This window comes from Paracoccus sp. DMF-8 (assembly GCF_029309835.1).
Taxonomy (GTDB): domain Bacteria; phylum Pseudomonadota; class Alphaproteobacteria; order Rhodobacterales; family Rhodobacteraceae; genus Paracoccus.
The window spans coordinates 125,766-142,466 of the sequence record NZ_JARJHL010000014.1 but is presented as its reverse complement, the minus strand read 5'-3'; the positions used below and the strand labels follow the sequence as shown (position 1 = coordinate 142,466).

Below are 16,701 nucleotides of genomic sequence, written 5' to 3'. Positions count from 1 at the left end.
TGGGGTCCGCATGTTCGACCTGTCCCTTGAGCTGTTGCTGCTGCTGATCGCTGCCGGTTTCGCGGCCGGTTTCGTCGATGCCATCGCGGGCGGCGGCGGGCTGATCACCGTCCCCGCGCTGCTGCTGGCCGGCATTCCGCCCGCGCAGGCGCTGGCCACGAACAAGGTGCAGGGCGCATTCGGCGCGGCCACCGCCGCGCTCAGCTATGCGCGCAGCGGTCTGGTCGATCTGCGAACCCAGACCGGCACCGCGCTGATCGCCTTTGCCGCGGGCCTTGCCGGGGCGCTTCTGGTCACCGCCATCCCGACCGAGGCGCTGCGCTATATCCTGCCCGTCCTGCTGATCGGTATCGCGGCATTCTTTGCGCTGAAACCGGGCCTGAACGACGCCGACCGCGCCCGCCGCATCTCTCCCGCGCTGTTTGCCGCGACCGCCGTGCCGCTGATCGCCTTTTACGACGGGTTGCTGGGGCCGGGGACGGGCGCGTTCTTCATGCTCAGCTTCGTGATGCTGGCGGGGCAAGGCATGCTGAAGGCTACGGCGCATACGAAACTGCTGAATTTCGCCTCGAATCTGGGGGCGCTGATCGCCTTTTCGCTGGTCGGAGAGCCGTTGTGGTTGCTGGGCCTTGCCATGGCCGCCGCGCAGATCGCGGGCGCGATGATGGGCGCGCGTCTGGCCATGCGGATCGGGGCGCGGGTGATCAAGCCGCTGCTGGTCGCGACCTCGACCGCGCTGGCGTTGCGGCTGATCTGGCAGTTGCTGTAACCCGCCAAGGCCTGCGGCGGTCAGAATAAAAACACATCCAATCCGGGCGGCAGGGCCGTTGGCGCCAGCCAGTCATCCGCCCAAATCCCGTTCGCGCCATCCGTCAAATCCGCAGCCGGAATCGGGTCGACCCCGTCCAGCAACTGACCTGAGAATCCGGGATCAGGGGTGAAATCGGGACAATAGTCGCGTTCGGCATCACCAACCTGATGGGTCGGCGATGCGGGAAAATGGAAAGGCTGGGCTGTCATCCGCACGCTCCTTTTTTCAATGCAATCATACAGACATATTGCGCCGATGTCGTCCGTTTCCTTGCACCTCGGGGCCAGAGGCGGCGGCTCCGCCGGTCATTCCCGCCTTCCAGCCGTCAAGAAATCGGGCGTCAGGGGAAACCGGCGGCGCAGCGCAATTCGCCGGTGATCCGCCCGCGCCAGTTCACCTGCGGCCCGCCAAGATATTTCGCGACGACCGGGTGGCCCGCGTCCAGCACGCCCAGATGAACCAGCAGGCGGGTGATCGCGGCTTCGGACCCGCGAGTGCCGCCATCGACGATCTTCAGCGCGACGCCCAGACCCTGTTCGGGCAGGATGGCGACGAAAACCGCCTCTGCCCCGGTTTTCACGACGGCCTTGCCATTCGTGGCGCGCATCAGTTCGGTGCAGGCGCGGCCTTCGCCGGCGACCAGTTCGGGATGGGCCAGCATCGCCTGAACCAACATGCGCTGCGCATCGCCGCGCAGGCCGGGGGCGGGATCGGCGAAACCCGCCATCGCATGGGCCAGCCCTTCGACGGTGCAGGTGAAATTCGGGGCGGAACAGCCGTCGATCCCCCAGTGACGCGCGGTTTCGCCGGTCGATTCCTCGAATGCCTGACGCACGGCGCGCTGCACCGGATGGGCCAGTTCGACATATTCGGGATCGCCCTTGATGTGGCGGTTCAGGGTCAGGAACCCCGCATGCTTGCCCGAACAGTTGTTGTGCAACTGACATGGCGCGCTGTCGGAACAGGTCAGGCGCTTGCGCTCCGCCGGGTCATTGGGCAGATGCGCGCCGCAACGCAGGTCGGATTCGTCCAGCCCGATATGCGCCAGCCATTCGGCCACCGCCGAGCTATGGATCTGCGCGCCCTGATGGCTGGCGCAGGCCAGCGCCAGATGGCGCGAGCCCAGACCATAGGCCGCCGCCGCGCCGCTTTCGATCAGCGGCAGCGCCTGAATCATCTTGCATGACGATCGGGGAAAGATTTCCTGACCCGGACTGCCCCAGGCTTCGACGATGCCTTGTCGGTCCGAGACGACGACATGACCTGCATGCACGCTTTCGCACATGTCGTTGCGCCACAATTCGATGAGTTCAGCTGCACTGTGCAAGAGTTTTCCTCTGACATTTGCGCGATTTTCCGCGATCGGGGGTTTTTCGCATCCGATGTTTCGCATTATTCTGCCGACAGCCGGTTGAAAAGACCACCGTATTCAGAAACAAGTCCGGACAACCGGATAATTGGCAGGAGGCCTGAGCATGTTTATCCCCTCGCTGCGCCCCGCAGCGGCTGCAACCCTGATCGCGATTGCCGCGTCATCCGTTCCGGTTTTCGCACAGGATTCCACGAATGTCGTGGCAACCGAAGGCGACTGGACGGTGTTCGCGGCCAACAGCCCCAAGGAATGCTGGGCTGTATCGGCGCCGAAATCGACGCAGAACACCCGTGACGGCAAGGCGGTCGAGGTGAATCGCGGCGATATTCGCCTGTATATCTCGTATCGTCCCGGTCAGGCTGGTGAAGTCTCGTTCTCGGGCGGCTATCCCTTTGCGGGCGATTCCACGGTCGAGATGAACGTCGGCGGCAACAAGTTCAACCTGTTCACCGAAGGCGAAAATGCCTGGGCAGGTTCGCCGGCCGAGGATGCGCGTCTGGTCGCGGCCCTGCGTGGCGGTTCCTCGGTGGTCGTGACGGGTCGCTCGTCGCGCGGCACGACGACCGCAGACACGTTTTCGCTGTCGGGCGTGACGGCGGCGACCAACGCCGCGCAGAACGCCTGCAAATAAGCGCATCCCCTGCGGTCAGGCCCGCAAGCGCGCCCCAGATGGGTGGCGGCAATGCCACCAAAGCCACCGCCCCGGCATCGTGCCGGGGCTTTCAGCATTGAAAATCTGCCAAAGACCCCATATCTGGCAGGCTTTCCCAGTTCCGGTTCAAGCCATGACCCAAGCCGCAACCAATGCCGCCCCCGCCTCTGCGCCGATCACGCAGGATGTGCTGACGATCCCGCGCAAGCTGCCCGAAACCGGGCGGGTGAATATCATCGGCCTGACGCGCGAGGAACTGCGCGAGGCGCTGATCGCGGCGGGCACGCCCGAAAAGCAGGCCAGAATGCGGGTCGGACAGATCTGGCAATGGGTCTATCACTGGGGCCTGCGCGATTTTGCGCAGATGACCAATCTGGCCAAGGATTACCGCGCGCTGCTGGCCCAAGCCTTTGACATCAGCCTGCCGGAAATCGTGACGCGTCAGGTTTCCGCCGACGGAACGCGCAAATACCTGCTGCGCATCGCAGGCGGGCATGAGGTCGAAACCGTCTATATCCCCGAGGAAACGCGGGGAACGCTGTGCATCTCGTCCCAGGTCGGTTGCACGCTGACCTGTTCCTTCTGCCACACCGGCACGCAGAAACTGGTGCGCAACCTGACGGCCGGGGAAATCGTCGGGCAGGTCATGGTCGCCCGCGACGATCTGGGCGAATGGCCCCAGCCCGGCGCACCCAGGGACGAAACCCGGCTGGTCAGCAATGTCGTGCTGATGGGCATGGGCGAACCCTTGTATAACTTCGACAATGTCCGCAACGCGATGAAGGTCGTGATGGATGGCGAAGGCATCAGCCTGTCGCGCCGCCGCATCACCCTGTCGACCAGCGGCATCGTCCCCGAAATCGCCAAGACCGCCGAGGAAATCGGCTGTCTTCTGGCCGTGTCCTTCCACGCCACCACCGACGAGACCCGCGACCGCTTGGTGCCGGTCAACAAGAAGTGGAACATCGAAAAGCTGTTGGGCGCGCTGCGGGAATATCCGCGCCTGTCGAACTCGGAACGCATCACGTTCGAATATGTGATGCTGGACGGGGTGAATGACAGCGACGACGACGCGCGCCGTCTGCTCCGGCTGATCCGGGGGATCCCGGCCAAGATCAACCTGATCCCGTTCAACGAATGGCCCGGTGCCCCCTACAAGCGGTCGAGCTGGGAACGGATCGAGTCATTCGCCGATATCGTTCACAAGGCCGGTTACGCCAGCCCGATCCGCACCCCGCGCGGCGAGGATATCATGGCCGCCTGTGGTCAGTTAAAATCCGCGACCGAGCGCGGGCGCAAATCCCGCGCCGAAATCGCGGCAGAGGCCCGCGCCTGATTTTCGCCGCCATGCCCGACCTGCATCGCCATGGCGGTGGCGCGGGCGTTTTTGGGTATTTGGGTGATGAAGAAATCGCAATCGCGGCGCGGCTGATCGGTCAGCCGCGCCGTTTTGCATGATCAGACTTCGAGGGTGCGGGATTCTTCGCGGCCGAAGCCCTGAATCTCGATCCGGTCCTCGTGGACCGACACGATGGCGAAACAGGATGTGTCGGGTGTGTCGACCATGCCGCGGAAGTTGACGAAATGCTGTTTGCCGATGGCGCCGTAGTTTCCGGCGTGGTTGTGGCCGTTGAACCAGGCCATGCAGGTCGGGTGTTTTCCGATCAGTTCGACAATGCGTTCACTGTCCCAGAGGTTGTGTTCATTGGCCGGGTAGATCGGGTAGTGGCAGAGCAGGATGGTGCGTTCTCCGGCCTGTTCGGCGGCGGTCAGCCGGCTTTCCAGCCAGGCGAATTGTTCGTCCGACAGCGAGCCGTTCCAGCTTTGGGCGTTTTCGGCGCCTGCCTCTTGCAGTTTCGCAAGGCGTTCCTGCGCGATCGCGTGGCGCGGATCGTCGGGGGGCAGCGCGAAGGTCGAGATTTCGTTGCCGTCCAGCGCGATGAAGCGCACGCCCTTGACCGCGAAGTCGTAATAGGGCGCGGGCAGGCCGACCGTGCGCAGGACCGAGGGAAACCATTCACCGGGGTAATCGTAATCATGGTTGCCCAGCAGGAAGTGGCGCGGGTGTTTCAGCCGGTCATAGACGGGCATGATATAGGAATAGCTGTCCCAGTGGCGGTCGATGACATCGCCCAGGGTGACGACGAATTCGAGATCGTCATGGCTGTTCAGTTCGGTGATCGCCTCATCGAGCTTCCACAGCGAATTGGCGTAAAAGCGCGTGCCGGTGGCATTGGGAACGGTCGGGGCGAATTGCGGATCGCTGATCACGCCAAAGCGGAACGGGGTGAAGCCCTGGGGCGTGGTGGTCTCTGCGGCCCCCTGGGCAAGCGCGCCGGTCGCTGCGGTGGCAAGTGCCGCCGCCGGGACGGAGGCAAGAATATCGCGGCGAGAAAACATGGATCTACTCCGGATGGTGCTGAATGCGCGTTGTCTAGCCGAGCGGTTTGACGGAAAGGTGACGGGCTGCCGGCCGGTCGTGGCAGGCCGCCGTTTCGGACCATCCTTGCCCGCGGGGGTTTCCCGGCGTAGAAACGTCCGGCGATCCTCAGAGGCTTAGATGACCCGTCCCAAACCTGTTGTCCTGTGCATTCTTGATGGCTGGGGCATTTCCAGCCGCCCCGAACAAAGCGCCCCCGATCAGGCCCTGACGCCGAATTTCGACCGGCTGATGCAGACCGACCCGCATGCCACGCTGATCACCTTCGGCCCCGATGTCGGGCTGCCGCGTGGCCAGATGGGCAATTCCGAGGTCGGCCATACCAATATCGGCGCGGGCCGGGTCGTGGCGATGGATCTGGGCCAGATCGACCTGGCGATCGAGGACGGATCATTCTACGCCAACACCGGCCTGGGCGAATTCATCGCGAAACTGCAGGCCAGCGGCGGGGTGGCGCATCTGATGGGCGTGGTTTCGGACGGTGGGGTGCATGGTCACATCCAGCATGTTATCGCGGCCGCCCGTGCGGTTGCGGAAACGGGCGTGCCGGTCGTCTTGCACGCGATCACCGACGGGCGCGACGTGCCGCCGAAATCGGCGATGGGCTTCGTGACCGAGCTGATGGGCGCCCTGCCCGAAGACGTGACGATCGGCTCTGTCGTCGGGCGCTATTACGCGATGGATCGCGATAACCGTTGGGAACGTGTCGGCCTGGCCTATCAGGCGATGGTGAACGCGCAGGGGCTGGTCGCGGGTCACGCCGATCAGGCCGTGGCCCTGGCCTATGGGCGGGGCGAATCCGACGAATTCATCCAGCCGACTGTGATCAAGGGTTGTCGCGGCGCGGCAGATGGCGACGGCTTTTTCTGCCTGAATTTCCGCGCCGACCGGGCGCGCGAGATCCTGGCCGCCATTGGCCAGCCCGATTTCGACGCCTTTGACACGGTGCGTCGTCCGGTCTGGGCTGCACTGTTGGGCATGGTCGATTATTCGGCCCGCCATGACGAATATATGGGCGCTGCCTATCCCAAGCGGCAGGTGGTGAACACGCTTGGCGCATGGGTCGCCGCGCAGGGTCTGCGCCAGTTCCGGCTGGCCGAGACCGAGAAATACCCACATGTGACCTTTTTCCTGAACGGCGGCAAGGAAACCCCCGAACCCGGCGAAGACCGTTACATGCCGCAAAGCCCCAAGGTCGCGACCTATGACCTGCAGCCCGAAATGGCCGCGCCAGAGGTCAGCGCCCGGCTGGTTCAGGCGATCGAGACGGGCTATGACCTGATCGTCGTCAATTACGCCAATCCCGACATGGTCGGCCATACCGGCAGCCTGCCCGCCGCCGCCCGCGCCTGCGAGGCCGTGGACAAGGGGCTGGGCATGATGATCGACGCGCTGGACCGCGTTGGCGGGGCCGCCGTGGTGATTGCCGATCACGGGAATTGCGAAACCATGATCGACCCCGAAACCGGCGGACCGCATACCGCGCATACGATCAACCCGGTCCCGGTGATCGTCCACAACGGCCCGGCGGGCGCCACGTTGAAGGATGGCAGGCTGGCCGATGTCGCGCCGACCGTGCTGGACCTGATGGGGCTGGACAAACCGGCCGAGATGACCGGAAACAGCCTGATCTGCCGCACATGAAACGCTTTCTTCCCCTTGCCGCGCTGACATTTTCGCTGGCTGTTGCGCCGCTTTTGGCGGCATCGCCGGTCAATCAGGCATCCGAGGAGGCGGCAGCGGCGGCCGAGGAATTGCGCAGCGCCGCCGCCCTGCTGGATCAGGCGCTGACGGCTGACGATCAGGTCATGGCGCTTGGCGAAATGATCCGTGCCTATGAACGCGGCATGGGGGCGCTGCGCTCCGGCCTGCGGCGCGCAGGCATGCGCGAGCAGGAAATCATGGCCCAGTTCGAGACCCGCCGCACCCGGCTTGGCCGCGTGCTGGGCGTGATGACCGCGATGCAGAAATCACCCGAAACCGCGCTGCTGCTGCACCCTGCCGGGCCCGAGGCAACGGCGCGTTCGGCGATGATCCTGTCGGCCGTCGCCCCCGCGCTGAGCGCCGAGGCCGATGAGCTGCGCGATGCCTTGCAGGAAATCCAGACCGTCCGCGCGCTGGAGGAAGGCGCCGCCAACACGCTGGCGCAAGGTCTGGGCGAGGTCCGCGAGGCGCGCCGCCTGCTGGCCAGCGCCGTCACCGACCGGTCGTCCATGCCCGTGCGCTTTGGCGAAAACCCCGAGGAACTGACCAGGCTGGTGCAAAGCTCGGACACGTTGCAGGCCTTTGCCGATGGCGTGATTTCCATGGAAAGCGATGTCGGCGCGCCGCTGGCGGATTTCGAAGGGCAGCAGGGCAGCCTGCCCCTGCCCGCCGTCGGCACGATCCTGCGCCATTACGACGAACCCGACGCGGCGGGCGTGCGTCGTCCCGGATTTGTGATCGCGACCAGCCCGGCGGCGCTGATCACCGCGCCGACCCCCGCGACGATCCGCTATCGCGGCCCGCTGCTGGATTACGGCAATGTCGTCATTCTGGAACCCGCGCAGGGTTATCTGATTGTGCTGGCTGGACTTTCCCAGGTTTTCGGCGAGGTGGGCGATGTCCTGCTGGCGGGCGAGCCGGTGGGACTTATGGGTGGCAAGGAAGGATCCGCACAGGAATTCGGCATCGAATTCGTGCAAAATGCCGCCACTGGTGGACGTGCGGACCAGTCCGAGACACTTTATGTTGAACTCCGCAAAGGCAAGGATACGCTGGACCCCGCACATTGGTTCGTGATGAATCCAATTGTCGGCGACACAGGGCAGGACGGGACGACCGAATGAAACAATATCTTCTAGCCGGGGCCATCGGCACCTTGGCCGGCGCACTGGCAACGACCCAGATTGCCGCGCCCCTGATCGCACAAGAGGCGGGCAAGAACGCATCCGTCTATGAACAGCTTGATCTGTTCGGCAATGTGTTCGAACGCGTGCGCGCCGATTACGTCGAACAGGTCGACGACAAAAAGCTGATCGAGGCGGCCATCAACGGCATGCTGACCTCGCTTGACCCGCATTCCTCGTTCCTGCCCGCCAAGGAATACGAGGATATGCAGACCCAGACCCGCGGCACCTTTGGCGGCCTCGGGATCGAGGTCGGGCAGGAAGACGGGCTGGTCAAGGTGATTTCCCCCATCGACGACACGCCGGCGGCCGAAGCAGGCGTCAAGGCAGGCGATTTCATCACCCATGTGAACGGCGAATCGCTGATGGGCCTGTCGCTGGACCAGTCGGTCGAAAAGATGCGCGGTCCGGTCGGCAGCGAAATCACCATCACCATCCTGCGCGAAGGCGAAAACGAACCCTTCGACCTGAAAATCACCCGCGACACGATCAAGCTGACCGTGGTGCGCACCCGCGTTTTGGATCATTCCATCGTGCTGCGGGTTTCGACCTTCAACGACGAAACCATGTCCACGCTGCAAACCGAACTGGCCAAAGCGGTCGAGGAAGCGGGCGGCATGGACAAGGTGCGCGGCATCGTTCTGGACCTGCGCAACAACCCCGGCGGGCTGCTGAATCAGGCGATCGAGGTTTCGGATGCCTTCCTCGACAAGGGAGAGATCGTTTCGACCCGTGGCCGCAAACCCGAGGAAAGCGAACGCTGGAATGCCAAACAGGGCGATCTGGCCGAGGGCAAGCCCATCGTCGTGCTGATCAATGGCGGTTCAGCCAGCGCCTCGGAAATCGTCACCGGCGCGTTGCAGGACCATCGCCGCGCGATTGTCGTGGGGACGAAATCCTTTGGCAAAGGCTCGGTCCAGACGGTGATGCCGGTGACCAGCGACAGCGCCATCCGCCTGACCACGGCGCGTTATTACACGCCCTCGGGCCGGTCGATCCAAGCGCTTGGCATCAACCCCGACATCATCGTCGAACAGCCCCGCACCCCCGCTCCGACCGACGAGGAAGAGGACCAGCCGCGCACGCAGTCCAGCTTCCTGAATTCCGAAGCGGATCTGCGCGGCGCGCTTGGCAATGACGCGATTTCCGATGAAGAGCGCGAGCAGATGGAGGAAGAGGCCCAGCAGGTCGAAGCCACCGCCAAGCTGCGGGTCGAGGATTATCAGCTGGCCTATGCCGTCGATATCCTGAAAGGTCTGTCGGCCGTCGAATACCGCGCCAGTGCCGTTCCCGATGCCGCCAAACCCGCCGTCACCGGCGAAGGCAATGCAGAAGGCGGGGCTGCGGCGCAATGACTCGCGACACCGAACGGCTTGGCCCTGCGGGCCTGCCCTATCGCCCCTGCGCGGGTGTCGTTCTGGTCAATGCGGTCGGGCTGATCTTTGCCGGGCACCGCATCGACAGCAGCGCCGAGGCATGGCAGATGCCGCAGGGCGGGATCGACAAGGGCGAAACCCCGCGCGAGGCCGCGCTGCGCGAGTTGGTCGAGGAAACCGGCGTCACCGCCAATCTGGTCACGATCATCGACGAAAGCCCGGAATGGCTGTATTACGACCTGCCCCCCGAACTGGTCGGCAAGGTCTGGAAAGGCAAATATGGCGGCCAGCGTCAACGCTGGTTCCTGATGCGTTTCGACGGCAGCGACGACGATATCCGCATCGACACCGACCATCCCGAATTCGACCGCTGGCAATGGACCACGTCGGAGGAGCTGATCGAAAAGATCGTGCCCTTCAAGCGCGATGTCTATCAACACATCGTCGCGGATTTCCGCGATCAGATCGCCTGAACCTTTCGGGATATGACCGCCGCCGGAACCTGACCGCCGCCAGCCCGACACTGGCGGCGTTTTCCCATGCGCCCCACAGGACGCGCATCCCCCGTCCCGGCGACACGGGCTAGGGTCATCGAAAAAGCCCCGCCTTCCTTGCGAAAGGCGGAGCTATTGCATCCCCGGCCGTGACGCGGATCAGTAATCGCGTTCGTAATAGATGCCGATGGTGCTTTTCCCGTCCGAGGCGACCGATCCGCGCGCCGTCAGCGTGTCGGAAATGTCCAGGTTCAGGTTCAGCCGCGTGGTGCCGTCGCCGCCCACCTGCACATCGGTATAGAGGTTCTTGGACAGGTATTTCCCGGCCCGGACGGACACATTGCCTTCGTCATCCGTGGCCAGATCCAGATCGTCCAGACCCGTGGCGGAACGCAGCCTGCCGACGATGCCCTCGCCGCCGCGCCCGGCCAGAACGGCGATGGCATTGGCCAGTTGCGCGGCCTGCAGCGGGCTGATCGTGTCCAGACCGCGACCGAACAGCAGATGGGACAGGACTTCTTCCTCGGGCATGCCGGGGTCGGATTCGAAATGGATTTCCGGGTCCTGCGCCTCGCCGTCGATGATGATGCGGGTGGTGATGCCGTCCTGACTGGTCTGGGCGACCAGACGGATGACCGGGATCAGGCTGCCCTGCATCTCGATCAGCCCCTCGGTCAGGTCGAACCGCTTGCCCAGCAGATCGACGCGGCCCCGGATCAGTTCAAGCTGGCCGACGGGGATCGGCTGGCGGGCATTGCCGCCGACATGGATTTCCCCGCCCAGTTCCGCATCGACCCCGCGCCCGCGGACAAAGACCTGACGCGGCGCCGAAATGGTCAGGTCGAACCGCGCCGGGTTGGCGGGGGGCGTCGCGGGCGGGCTGTTCATGCCCGCAAAGCGCGAATCCTGACTGGGAAATTCCGACAGCCCGGCCTTGGCGCGGGTCGCGCGGACCGGCGGGCGGTCATAAAGATGCTTGATTTCGGGGATCGAGGCCGCCCCCCCGAACCCGGTCGAGGGGATGCGCAATTCGGCCTCGCGCACGTCGATGCGGCCAGCGACCAGCGGGCCCTGGGCCGCCGATCCCGTGACCGAAACCTGACCGTCGACCAGCACCTCGTAAAGATCCGGGTCGCGCAGCACGACACGACGCAGGTTGCCGGTCAGGTTCATCGCGCGGTCGCCGGTCAGCGCAATCGGACCCGAGACGGAAAGCGTCCCGCCCGATTCCAGCTGCCCCTGCACATCCACCTGCACCCGGCCGCCCGCGAAATCGGCGCTGGCATTCAGGCTTTCGACGCTGAGGCCAAGGCGCGGTTCGGCCAGACGGGCATTGCTGAGCCGCAACTGCCCGGTCAGCGCCTCGATCGAGGGGCGCCCGTTCACACGCAGGTCGAACGTCACCGGCCCTTCGACGCTGCGCGTGCGCAGGAAGGGGTTGGCGACGGCCGCGTCGGCATTGCCGCGTATGCCCAGATTTGCGGTCGCGAAATCGCGCGCGACCGTGCCCTCGATGGTTGAACGCAGGTTGCCCGGCGCGGTCACATCCAGATCCATCTGGAAATTCTGGGGCTGCTGGCCGATCGTGCCGCGCACTTGCAGCGGGCCGGGAAAGCCCGGCACGACGCTGCCCAGATCGTTCAGCCGCGCATCCAGATTGATCAGTTCCGGGTTGCCATCGGCATTGACGCGGAAATTGCCATTGCCCGCATTGACGCGCTGAATGGTCAGCCGGTTCTGCGCGTCAAGGCTAACGGCCGCGTCGATGGTGGTCCGCCCGGCCAGAACCGTATCGGCCTGCGCGACGCCGACCGCCAGACCGTCCGCCGTGCCGTTCAGCGTCACATTGCGCGCGCCGTCGGCTTCGGTGACCTGCGCCGTCGCATCGACCGCGCCGCGAAAGCCCCGGCCCAGAAAACGCAGATCCGCCGCATTCATCCGCGCGGTCAGGTCGGTCTGCCCGCCGCCAACTTTGCCCGTCGCATCAAGGTTCAGCCGGGGGTTCGCGACCGTGGCGCTGTCGATTTCAAAGACGCCGCCCCTTTCCGTGCCGCTCAACCGCAGACGGGTTTCGCCGGCCAGCGCGCCATCGACCTGCGCCTGCCCAAAGGACAGATCGCGCCCGGTGCCGGTCACGTCCAGCCGCCGCCCGCCCTGACCGTCATCGGCAAAGCTGCCCTGCGCATCGACCGCGCCACGCCATCCCTTACCAAAGGAGGCCAGCGAACGGATGCTGACATCGCCGCGCAGGTCGGTCCTGTCGCTGCCCACCACGCCCGAGGCCTGCGCGCGCATCTGGTCATTGGCCAGATTGAATTCCTTGACCGTGACATTGCCGCCCTGTTCTTCGGCAAGCAGGCTCAGCCGGGTTTCGCCGGTCAGCGCGCCATCGGTGCTTTCCTGACCAAGCCGCAGATCGGTGCCCGTGCCGGTGACGGAAATGCTGCGCACGCCGTCCTTTTCGCTGGCGCGGGCCTGTGCCTTCAGCCCGCCGGAAAAGCCGCGCTGCAACACGGCCAGATCGGCCATGTCGAAATCGACCGTCGCATCCAGCGCCCCCTGGGCAAAGCTGCCCTGGCCGTCTATGGTCAGTTGCGGATTGTCCAGCTTCAGCCCGCTGAGTTCATAGCTGTCGCCGTTCTGGATCAGTTCGGCGCTCAACCGGCTTTCCCCGGCCAGCGCGCCGTCCAGTTCGGCGATCCCCGTCACCAGATCGACCGCATCGCCATCGACGACCAGCCTGCGCGCGCCATCCGGCCCCGAGACCTGCGCCCGCGCCGTCACCGACCCCGACATGGCCGGGTCCGCGACCGACAGGTCGGGCATCGCGATCACGGCCTTCACATCCGAACCGTCGCTGTTCAGATAGCCCGCCGCCTCGGCGGTCAGGTTCTGGGCGTTGACGTTCAGCTTGCGCAGGTTGATGCCGGTTTCATCGCGCCGGGCGGACAGTTCGATGGTGGATTTGCCCGCCAGAAGGCGGTCGGCATGGTCCTGATCGACGGTGATATCGGTGCCGTTGATCGTCGCATCGACGTCGAAGGCCTTGCTCAGCAGGACATAGCGGCCGTCGAAACGCGCCTCGGCCTGACCCGACAGATCGCGGCCCGCCAGACCCGAGAACCGGGCCAGATCACGATGCGACATCGTCAGATCGCCCGACAGCGCCAGACCCGAGGACAGGCCGCTGACGGTGGTGTCCCCGGTCAGCCGGAAATCGGCGCCGTTGATGTTCATGCCGAACAGGTTCAGCGCATTGCCGGGGCGGAAATGGAAATTCAGACCGCCGTTCATATTGTCGCCCGTGGCCTGCGCCAGCGCCGGATCGGTCGGCGCCATGCCGGTCAGGCCAAAGGCGATCCAGCCGCGCAGCAGATCAAGGCCCCCATCGGTCATTTCGACATGACCACGGCCGCCGATCTTCAGTTCCGTCAGGGTGCCTTCGGCGCGGGCGACATCGCCGACGCGCCCCCTCAGCGTCCAGACAGAATCCTGCGCCGCGTCATAGGACAGTTGCAGGCTGCCCGACCGCACGGTCGTCGGCTTGTCGGCCCAGGGCAGGCGGACCGGCACGGTCGACGCATCCGCATCCTCGCCCAGATTCAGCAGCAGGACGGCGCTTTGCGGGGCGCCCTTGTCCGTCGTGGTGACCGAGCCGGACAGGTTCAGCGCATCGGTATCGACCATCAGGGCGGGGATGTTCAGCTTGCCGCTTTGGCCCCGCCAGCCCTCGGCCAGAAGCTGAGAACTGGCGCCAAAGAAATCCTTGTGTTCTGCGGGGACAAGGGCGGCAATATCGCCGCTCATCTCGACGCGGAAACTGGTGCCGGGCTGGCCGTCCTGTTCGGCGGCGTTCAGCGCAACGCGGCCGGTCACCCGGTCCTGTCCGTCGGTCGCCATGCGCAGATCGGCGGCGAACTGGCTGAGCGGCCCCTGCCCCTTGATTTCCGCCTTGACGGCCGGGCGCCCTTCGATGCCGACCAGATTGGCGAAAATACCGTCCGCATCCTCATCCAGATCAAGATTCAGGTCCAGAACGCGGGTTTCATTGGAAAAAGATGCGCCAAGGTCAAAGACGCCGCGCGGCCCGTCCAGCCGGTTGATGGTCAGGTCGGCCTGCCCCTCGCCCCCGGCCAGCTTCATCGAGCCGGACACCGATGCCACGGCGGCAAGGCCGATCACCGGCTCTCCCAACTCCAGCCGGCCGATGGCGATCTTGTCGATATTGATGCCCACCGGCAGGACCGGCAGCGAGAATTCGGGGATTTCGGCCGATTGTGCCGATGCATCGCCCCCACCCGGCAGACGCGGCAGGATCACGGTTTCCGCCGAGAGTTCCTGAATCTCCACCCGCCGCAGGAACAGCGCCGAACGGGTCCACTGGATCGCGCCGTTCTGCAGGGTGATCCATGTGCCGTCATCGTCGGAAATGGTCAGTTCGCGAAAGGTCGCGCGCGATGACAGCGCCCCCTGAAAGCCCGAAATATGGACCTGACGCCCGGCGCCAGACAGTTTTTCCTGAAGCAGCCGCGTGATGAAACCCTGATCGTCACCCTGGGTTTCTTCGGCGATTTCGGCAACGGTCTGCTGGGCCTGAACCGGCGCGGCAAGCGTCAGGACCGCCGCAAGGACCAGCCATGTCAGCGCCCGGAAGGATGTCAGAAAACGTGCCATCAGAATGCCTGCCCCAGTCCCAGATAGGCCTGAACGCCGCTGCCGGTGTCGCCGCTGGTCGGCCCGGCCAGATCGAACCGCAAGGGGCCGATCGGCGTCTTGTAGCGCACGCCGATGCCTGCGCCCGAATGCGATCCGCTGTCGCCGCCAAAGCCGTCTTCGGCCCAGACCTGCCCCCAATCGGCAAAGACCGCCAGACCGATCTTTTCGCGCAGTTGATAGCGCACCTCGGCGGACATGTTGGCGACGCTCATGCCGCCGGTCTTGATCAGACCCTCGGGGCCACGGATGACCTCGACCCCCAGTGATTCATAGGGCTGCCCCCGGACAGAGCCGCCGCCGCCCGAATAAAACAGGTAATCGCGGGGCGTCTGCGCCAGATCGGCGCCAAGGATCGTGCCAAGCCGCGCCCGGCCCGCAAAGGTCAGCCGCCCTTCGGTGCCGGGGGTGAAATAGGCCCGCCCCTCGCCCAGAACGCGCGCGCCGCTGTCGGTATCGTCCATGCCCAGAAACGGCGTCAGATTGCCGCTCAGCCAATAGCCCCGCGTCGGATCGGTCTGGTCATCGCGGCGGTCCCAGGTGACCGACATGGGCAGGGAAACAAAGCGGAAATCCGTTTTCTCGCCTTCGTCATTCACGCGCTGCGCATTGTAAAGCAGGGCGATATCGGCGGTCAGCCAGTCGCTTGGCAGATAGGTGAAGCCCAGACCGACGGTCGCGCTGTCCAGATCGTAATCCTCGTCGCGGGTGCGCGCGACCTGAAACAGCAGATAGCCGGTGACATCGGGATGCAGGGTCGCCGGGCGGTCCAGACGCACGCCCGCGCTGTAATCCTCGCCCGAGGTCTCGGCCCCGATATCGGAGATCGCCGCGTCAAAGCGCAGTCTTTCGCCGCCGCCCAGCAGGTTGCGGTGCATCCAGTAGCCGGTCAGCGCCAGACCGTTTTCGTTCGACAGTTCGAACCCGCCGCCGATGCGCCGGGTTTTCTGTTCGATCACCAGCAGATCGACATCCTGCGTATTGCCGGGGCCGACACCATCGGTTTCGGTGATGGTGATGGCCGAAAACACCCCGGAACGGCGCAGGCGCTTGCGCATGTCCTCGATCTTTTCGGGGTCGAAACGCTCACCTTCGGGGAAGCCCGCCATCTTGCGCAACCGGCGCGGGTCCATGCGTTCATAGCCGCGAATGGTCAACTGGCCAAAGGTCAGCGCCGGGCCGGGCGCCAGCACGACGCGGCTGTCCACCGTATCCGAACGGTGGTCGGCGATGATATCGGTCGAGGCGACATCCGCCTTGGCATGGCCGACGTTGCGCCAGCCATCGACGCCCGCGACGGCCGCGCTTTTCATCACGCCGGTCCCCGCCGGTTCGCCCTGCCGATAGTCCGAAGGCAGTTCGGTCCCCGGCGCGACCGGCGCGATATCGGCGCGGCTGAACCGGAACTGCGGCCCCGGCTGCACCGCGATGGTGACGCTTTGCACCGCGCCGGGCGCGTCCAGCGGCGCGATCTGCGCGGCCTCGATCCCGTCCAGCGTGATATTGATGACCGCGTCGTAATAGCCTGAATCGTAAAGCGTTCCCAGAATACGCGCATAATCGCCACGGGCGGCGGCCAGAATATCCTGCGCGGTGATGCGGCCTTCGGCACGGGCGCCCTGCACCAGCGAGGCCGCGCGGATGCTGCGTTCCAGCGAACCGTCATCGCCCTCAATGTCGAATTTCAGCTCCAGCGGGGATCCCGGTTCCCCGTCGAACCAGCCCGAGATCCCGGAAAAGGGCGACGAGGATTGCGCCAGCGCGGCGCCACCCTTGCCCGGACCCGATCCGACCAGCCCGGACCCGACCAGAACGGCCCCCATCATCAGGGCCCCTGTCGCCCCTGTCGCCACTACGCGCTTCATCGCCCCGCCCTGCCTTGCCTGCTGTCCTGCTGCTGCCCTGTCCGCGCCGCGACGGCCCAGAGGTTTTGGGGCGATTTTGCACAAGTCAGG

12 protein-coding genes are annotated in these 16,701 nt (G+C 65.1%); 7 read left to right on the top strand and 5 right to left on the bottom strand.

All coding sequences use genetic code 11. The features are described from left to right. The first annotated feature begins 10 nt into the window (after nt 1-10). Nucleotides 11-769, top strand: coding sequence for a TSUP family transporter (locus PE067_RS14945; RefSeq protein WP_276190464.1), 759 nt, complete (start codon nt 11-13; stop codon nt 767-769). A gap of 20 nt (nt 770-789) precedes the next feature. Here the strand turns inward: PE067_RS14945 and PE067_RS14940 are convergent, their stop codons facing one another. Both PE067_RS14940 and PE067_RS14935 read right to left on the bottom strand, forming a co-directional pair. After that, entirely contained in the window at nt 790-1,020 is a 231-nt protein-coding gene (locus PE067_RS14940; RefSeq protein WP_276190462.1) for a hypothetical protein, read from the bottom strand. A 131-nt stretch (nt 1,021-1,151) separates the two neighbouring features. After that, entirely contained in the window at nt 1,152-2,138 is a 987-nt protein-coding gene (locus tag PE067_RS14935) for an asparaginase (protein ID WP_276190460.1), read from the bottom strand. Between the two features lie 148 nt (nt 2,139-2,286). On the opposite strand from PE067_RS14935, the gene PE067_RS14930 reads away from it, so the two are divergent. Next, on the top strand, nt 2,287-2,814 hold the full coding sequence (locus PE067_RS14930; protein WP_276190458.1) for an invasion associated locus B family protein: 528 nt from the start codon (nt 2,287-2,289) through the stop codon (nt 2,812-2,814). Between the two features lie 154 nt (nt 2,815-2,968). Beyond that, entirely contained in the window at nt 2,969-4,171 is a 1,203-nt protein-coding gene (gene rlmN, locus PE067_RS14925; RefSeq protein ID WP_276190457.1) for a 23S rRNA (adenine(2503)-C(2))-methyltransferase RlmN, read from the top strand. Nucleotides 4,172-4,293: 122 nt separating this feature from the next. Here rlmN and PE067_RS14920 read toward each other — a convergent pair whose 3' ends face one another. Next, nucleotides 4,294-5,235 carry a metallophosphoesterase gene (locus tag PE067_RS14920; protein ID WP_276190455.1) on the bottom strand — a complete coding sequence of 314 codons (942 nt, stop codon included), beginning with the start codon at nt 5,233-5,235 and terminating at the stop codon, nt 4,294-4,296. 160 nt (nt 5,236-5,395) lie between these two features. Between PE067_RS14920 and gpmI the strand changes: the two genes are divergently transcribed. Genes gpmI through PE067_RS14900 form a run of 4 tightly spaced genes read left to right on the top strand, consistent with a single transcriptional unit; the run spans nt 5,396 to nt 10,012 of the window. Then, nucleotides 5,396-6,919, top strand: coding sequence for a 2,3-bisphosphoglycerate-independent phosphoglycerate mutase (gene gpmI, locus PE067_RS14915; RefSeq protein WP_276190453.1), 1,524 nt, complete (start codon nt 5,396-5,398; stop codon nt 6,917-6,919). Next, nucleotides 6,916-8,103, top strand: coding sequence for a peptidoglycan DD-metalloendopeptidase family protein (locus PE067_RS14910; protein WP_276190451.1), 1,188 nt, complete (start codon nt 6,916-6,918; stop codon nt 8,101-8,103). Before gpmI ends, PE067_RS14910 begins: the two co-directional genes overlap by 4 nt. Further along, on the top strand, nt 8,100-9,518 hold the full coding sequence (locus PE067_RS14905) for a S41 family peptidase (protein WP_276190449.1): 1,419 nt from the start codon (nt 8,100-8,102) through the stop codon (nt 9,516-9,518). Before PE067_RS14910 ends, PE067_RS14905 begins: the two co-directional genes overlap by 4 nt. Then, on the top strand, nt 9,515-10,012 hold the full coding sequence (locus PE067_RS14900; protein ID WP_276190447.1) for an RNA pyrophosphohydrolase: 498 nt from the start codon (nt 9,515-9,517) through the stop codon (nt 10,010-10,012). The genes PE067_RS14905 and PE067_RS14900 overlap by 4 nt, the downstream gene beginning before the upstream one ends. A gap of 180 nt (nt 10,013-10,192) precedes the next feature. On the opposite strand, the gene PE067_RS14895 is transcribed toward PE067_RS14900, so the two are convergent. Further along, nucleotides 10,193-14,707 (bottom strand): translocation/assembly module TamB domain-containing protein, encoded by a 4,515-nt coding sequence (locus tag PE067_RS14895; protein WP_276190445.1) that lies wholly within the window; start codon nt 14,705-14,707, stop codon nt 10,193-10,195. Beyond that, nucleotides 14,707-16,572 (bottom strand): autotransporter assembly complex family protein, encoded by a 1,866-nt coding sequence (locus PE067_RS14890; protein WP_276190444.1) that lies wholly within the window; start codon nt 16,570-16,572, stop codon nt 14,707-14,709. Before PE067_RS14890 ends, PE067_RS14895 begins: the two co-directional genes overlap by 1 nt. Between the last annotated feature and the right edge of the window lie 129 nt (nt 16,573-16,701).

Bases quoted from the DNA above. Each gene is read 5' to 3' on its own strand.
- PE067_RS14945 (WP_276190464.1), top strand. From the start codon at position 11: ATGTTCGACCTGTCCCTTGAGCTGTTGCTGCTGCTGATCGCTGCCGGT.
- PE067_RS14940 (WP_276190462.1), bottom strand. From the start codon at position 1,020: ATGACAGCCCAGCCTTTCCATTTTCCCGCATCGCCGACCCATCAGGTT.
- PE067_RS14930 (WP_276190458.1), top strand. From the start codon at position 2,287: ATGTTTATCCCCTCGCTGCGCCCCGCAGCGGCTGCAACCCTGATCGCG.
- rlmN (WP_276190457.1), top strand. From the start codon at position 2,969: ATGACCCAAGCCGCAACCAATGCCGCCCCCGCCTCTGCGCCGATCACG.
- PE067_RS14920 (WP_276190455.1), bottom strand. From the start codon at position 5,235: ATGTTTTCTCGCCGCGATATTCTTGCCTCCGTCCCGGCGGCGGCACTT.
- gpmI (WP_276190453.1), top strand. From the start codon at position 5,396: ATGACCCGTCCCAAACCTGTTGTCCTGTGCATTCTTGATGGCTGGGGC.
- PE067_RS14910 (WP_276190451.1), top strand. From the start codon at position 6,916: ATGAAACGCTTTCTTCCCCTTGCCGCGCTGACATTTTCGCTGGCTGTT.
- PE067_RS14905 (WP_276190449.1), top strand. From the start codon at position 8,100: ATGAAACAATATCTTCTAGCCGGGGCCATCGGCACCTTGGCCGGCGCA.
- PE067_RS14900 (WP_276190447.1), top strand. From the start codon at position 9,515: ATGACTCGCGACACCGAACGGCTTGGCCCTGCGGGCCTGCCCTATCGC.
- PE067_RS14895 (WP_276190445.1), bottom strand. From the start codon at position 14,707: ATGGCACGTTTTCTGACATCCTTCCGGGCGCTGACATGGCTGGTCCTT.
- PE067_RS14890 (WP_276190444.1), bottom strand. From the start codon at position 16,572: ATGATGGGGGCCGTTCTGGTCGGGTCCGGGCTGGTCGGATCGGGTCCG.